4 protein-coding genes are annotated in these 4,816 nt (G+C 39.9%); 2 read left to right on the top strand and 2 right to left on the bottom strand.

Going from position 1 to position 4,816, the window contains the following annotated elements; all coding sequences use genetic code 11:
• Positions 1–577: 577 nt before the first annotated feature.
• Complete coding sequence (locus AC5JL8_RS04710; protein ID WP_495878623.1) at positions 578–1,234, bottom strand: hypothetical protein; 657 nt, start codon at positions 1,232–1,234, stop codon at positions 578–580.
• Between the two features lie 370 nt (positions 1,235–1,604).
• On the opposite strand from AC5JL8_RS04710, the gene AC5JL8_RS04705 reads away from it, so the two are divergent.
• A complete protein-coding gene (locus tag AC5JL8_RS04705) occupies positions 1,605–2,489 on the top strand; it encodes a TAXI family TRAP transporter solute-binding subunit (protein WP_495878622.1) in 885 nt (294 codons plus the stop codon).
• An 82-nt stretch (positions 2,490–2,571) separates the two neighbouring features.
• Here the strand turns inward: AC5JL8_RS04705 and AC5JL8_RS04700 are convergent, their stop codons facing one another.
• On the bottom strand, positions 2,572–2,985 hold the full coding sequence (locus AC5JL8_RS04700) for a RidA family protein (protein ID WP_495878621.1): 414 nt from the start codon (positions 2,983–2,985) through the stop codon (positions 2,572–2,574).
• Between the two features lie 609 nt (positions 2,986–3,594).
• Here AC5JL8_RS04700 and AC5JL8_RS04695 point away from each other — a divergent pair.
• Entirely contained in the window at positions 3,595–4,668 is a 1,074-nt protein-coding gene (locus AC5JL8_RS04695; RefSeq protein WP_495878620.1) for a 2-hydroxyacid dehydrogenase, read from the top strand.
• Positions 4,669–4,816 lie beyond the last annotated feature (148 nt).

Raw genomic sequence — 4,816 nt, 5'->3', positions numbered from 1 at the left:
AACTCTACTACAAAGCGCCCTCTCTCTTCATACTCTTCTTTTGGCTAAGGTATTGCAATATAGTATTCTGCTTTGAGATATAGTTTCGTAGCCAACTGCTGTAGCATAAACAGGCCAAAAGTTTTATAAACAGTTTAAAATTTATTTAGTGTTGTGAAAGCGCTTCTGTTATAAACTCCTAAAACACTACCCAGTCTGATCGCACCTGTTAAATCTACTAAAGTATTTACTTGAGACTCCTCTACAGAGAAGGTTAGGGAGGATAAATTCGGATCTGAACCGTATTGAGACAAAAAGAGCAAGAAAAACACAGTTTACGCAGTATAAGCAAAATTTTGTCTCAACTTTTATCTTCTGAAAGTCTTGTTATTCCAATTCGTAATTCACTGTCCAAAGCTACACTTACTGGGTTTACGTAATTGGTAATTAAAAAAGTCAGATTTAATCTAGGTTTTCAGATCGGTATCTAAATTACAGCTACAAATTATTCTCCCCTGCTCCTCTGTTCGCCTACCCGCCTGTCTGCTGCCCATGTACAGCGACCTGAAAACGAAGAATTTAGCTTGTAAACTTGTCTCTACTCAATTGGGGGTGGGTAGAGTTTAACTTGGTCTGATGGCAGGGTGATCACATTAAAAGCTTTCCAATTGGTTGTAACGTACTTAAATTTACCAATACCGAAGTCTTTATTAGTAGTCCAGTTGTCCCACTGTGCAGTTAAATTCAACCAATAATCGCCTCCGTCACTAAGAACATAGCGAGCCTTAGAGCGATCGTCAGGTTTGTTAAAATCATCCACCACAAGTCGAGCTTGAACTGTGGTAAACATTCCCATAACATCAATGGGATTAATAGATGCCCGAACAGGTGGCCAAAAGTGGAAGTTGTAACCATTACCTGCTTTGACAGAGATACTTCCGTCAGACTCATATCTAATATTGGCTGGTTGATTGATGTCCCCTATGAAATCTTCCCTAAAGGCAGCACCATCTACTTTCACAGAACTTTGGAGAAGATGCCATTTTTTATCTGTCTTACTCAGATAGTAGGCTCTTATATTCTTAATTTGAACCCTAGTGTTAGTTGCCGGATTACCTTCAGACGCTTCATATAATTGTCCCCATGCTGTCATTGCTGTAAAAGTACCTGGATCAGCACTACCTACACGTGGCCCGGTAGCCCAATTGTAAGACAGAGGAACTCCATGCGGGATTCCTTCATGAGGTGGCTGCATGTCGTAAATGATAGTTTCAATGGAATTGATAAATCTAGTTGTTTTTCTAATACGTGAATATACTTCGTTTGGAAAACCGCAAGTAATTATCACAGTGATTATACATAGAAACAATGGTAAAATTTTAATTCGCTTAAAATTAAACTTATTTATAAATGTGGTATTTTCCAAGTTATTACGCCTACATACGTAAACATCTCAGTTGCTTTGATAACATAATATTTTTTATATGACAATTTATAATATTCATAACGTATTTATGCTGAGTAACAAAAAGTGTACTATTCTTACACTAAAAGTGGCTCAACACTCTGCACTTTCAATTCAGTCATGGGCGATTGCCCACAACCAAGCATAAAAATATAAGTCTTTGCGTCTCCCCCTTCCCGTGTCTCTGCATCCAGCATTTGAGAGCGCTAAAATTCCTCAAGGAGCATACAAAGGTAATCTTCCGATCCCAGAAACTGACCTACCGACAGTAGCAGTATCAAGGCTTTTACTAGCAAGTGACAAGGTAGATAAAAGTATTATCCAAAAAATTACTCAAATTATCTTTGAAAATCGTCGAGAAATAGCTAATGCTATCTCTCAAAAGCATCCAGAGGTGAAACCATTAGTGGCTACTATTAGTCAACCTAGTACTACCAATGGTGTAGGTATGCCTCCGATCCATCCGGGAGCGATCGCCTTTTATGAACAAGACCAACCTTCTTTTATTCAAGAACATGCTGACTATTTAGCTTTGATATTGACAGTTGCTCTTTTAATGTTTTCCTGGCTTCGTCAACTCAAGATATGGATAGAGAGTAGTAAAAAAAATGAAGCTGATGAATACATTGAATCAGCTATAAAATTGATGAATAAAAATTTGGGTGAAGTAGAGTTGAGGCAACAGCTACTTGATGAAGCTTTTAATGCGGCTGCTAAAGCTCTAATTGATGAGAGAATTTCCCAAGAATCATTCCGAACTTTCAACGAAGCTTACAAAACAACGCGGGAAACTCTAGAGCGCGAAAGGCAATTTGACCAACAGCAAACAGAACAAAAACAGAGGGAACTTGCTGCTAAATATATTAAAGCAATTGTTGAATTATTGCATGATAATAAACAAAGTAAAAATTTACTTCAAGAAAAATGTGATGAAATTCTTAAAGAAGTAACACAGAAGTTGATTCAAGAACAAATCTCCGAAGAATCATTTCGGACTTTTATTGAAGCTTATAAAACTACAAGAGATGCAATTGACCGAAATTAGTCAAACGATTTTGCGTGGTTTCAGCCTCTATTCCCACTTGCCCGCGAAATCCCACTCATGCCGGGGTGGGATGAGCTTAATTCTAATTCTTAGCAATTACAGCAGTTGCTTCAATTTCAAATAACATCGCATCTAGGGCTAGTCTAGGAACAGGAATCAATGTACAAGCAGGTGGTTGATTACCCCACATCGATTTCACTTCAGCCGTCAATATTGGTAGTTTAGATTCATCATGATTAACTATCAATACTGTAATTTTCACTACCTGCTCTGGACTTGCGCCACTCGCAGCTAATGCAGTCCGCAGATTTGCGAATGCTTGCTTGACCTGGGATGCAAAATCATCAACAGCGAGCTTTCCATTTTCATTCTCGCCACCTTGCCCTGAGATGTAAACAATCGTTCCTCCTGCTGGTGCATTGACTACATGGGTATAGCCATTTTCAGACGGGTCATATAACCCTGCGGGATTGATAAATTTAATTTCCCTATTCATGAGCAATTGCAAGAGTCAAATTTTCTGTGCATCTTAACCTTTTTCTGGATATTACCATTTCCTAACAATGTTAGTTCCCTGAAAACTACTTGAAATTGGCTCCACAGACTTTTGATCGCCCCAACCCCCCTTGAAAAGCAAAGCTGTTTCATTCCCTCAAAGTCTCAAAACAGACTTGCGTTGTGAATCAGAGTACTTGTGTGTACACCGTAGCTGTTAGGTAGGGGCAGAAAGAAATTTTAGTTTTTCCAAAAAGCCTGAATCATATTTCAATTCAGCAATGCCAAAAATGCAATTCATACATAATTATGATGTTTTGATCGCAAGTAGGCAGTGCCATCAAGTTTCACTAGCTGTAATGATTAAAAAAGTTCATAGTATTGTTGTTTGTATGTAAGGCGGATAACCGTGGCAAGGCGAGTCCGCCTGTTTATCTGAGCTTTGGATGAAAAGAGTTCAGATAGGAATTCTAAATTTTTGCTTTATTTGAATAATTGCCTACATCAAGGCGAATGCTTAGGACTGACATGATTACAGGTGCGATCGCTCCTTTAATATTCAAGCTATTATGTACTGGAAAACTATGCAGCATCAAATCTAAGGTTTTGCATGAAAGTAGCAGTCTTCAGTACCAAAGCCTACGATCGGCAGTTTTTGGAAGCTGCAAATTCTCCTAACCAAGAACGAACACTTGTCTTAACGGAGGGAACCTCCGCACGCCAGTGTCTTCATGAGTTGGTATACTTTGAACCCCGTTTGAATAAAGATACCGCTATCTTAGCCGCCGGATTTCCGGCGGTTTGCGTATTTGTGCATGACCAGGTTGACGCCTCAACTTTAGAGATTCTCGCTTCAAACGGAACTCGCCTGGTGGCGCTGCGCTGTGCAGGGTTTAACAATGTAGACTTAAAGGCAGCCGCAGACTTGGGAATTACGATTGTACGTGTACCAGCCTACTCACCCTATGGGGTGGCAGAACACGCTGTAGGATTAATTTTGAGCCTCAATCGCAAAATTCATCGTGCCTATAACCGTGTCCGGGAAGGCAATTTTTCCCTAGATAGACTGTTGGGGTTCAACTTGAATGGACGCACAGTAGGAATTATCGGCACTGGCAAAATCGGTCTCATTTTAGGACAGATTATGAAGGGTTTTGGCTGTCATCTACTGGCTTATGACGTATATCACAACCCAGAAATGGAGGCGTTAGGTGGAAAGTATGTAGAATTGCCAGAGCTATTTGCTAACTCTGATATTATTTCTCTACATTGTCCCTTGATTCCCGAAACCCATCACTTGATCAATATTGAGGCGATCGCTCAGATGAAATCGGGTGTAATGCTAATTAATACTAGCCGAGGAGCGCTGATTGATACCCAAGCAGTAATTGAGGGATTGAAGTCTGGCAAAATTGGCTATCTTGGTGTAGATGTATACGAGCAAGAATCACAATTGTTCTTTGAGGATTTGTCTGGTGAAATCATTCAAGATGATGTTTTCCTACACCTAACAACATTTCCCAACGTACTGATCACCGGACACCAAGCTTTCTTTACAGAAGAAGCACTGCATAATATTGCAGATACCACTATGGCTAACATCACTGATTTTGAACAGGGTCGCTCTTGCCCAAATGAACTGCGCTCTCAACCGGAAACTGGAGCTAAGGTAGCAGCCGACTAACACGACATCGCGCCCAGAACTTAAATTTAGAGGCTCATAGCTCAAGTTCACTCAAGTGGACTCAAATTTAAAAAGGGACAGGGTACGCAACAATAAGCTAATCGGCACTTAAGTTGCATAATAATAAGACGAAGCCGTTTCAAAGCAG

The sequence above is a fragment of the Mojavia sp. genome (assembly GCF_059505145.1).
The sequence above is the reverse complement of the archived record's forward strand: the minus strand, read 5'-3'. Positions and strand labels throughout refer to the sequence as shown.

Excerpts from the sequence above, each read along its gene's own strand:
- AC5JL8_RS04695 (WP_495878620.1), top strand. The coding sequence starts at position 3,595 with ATGAAAGTAGCAGTCTTCAGTACCAAAGCCTACGATCGGCAGTTTTTG.
- AC5JL8_RS04710 (WP_495878623.1), bottom strand. The coding sequence starts at position 1,234 with ATGCAGCCACCTCATGAAGGAATCCCGCATGGAGTTCCTCTGTCTTAC.
- AC5JL8_RS04700 (WP_495878621.1), bottom strand. The coding sequence starts at position 2,985 with ATGAATAGGGAAATTAAATTTATCAATCCCGCAGGGTTATATGACCCG.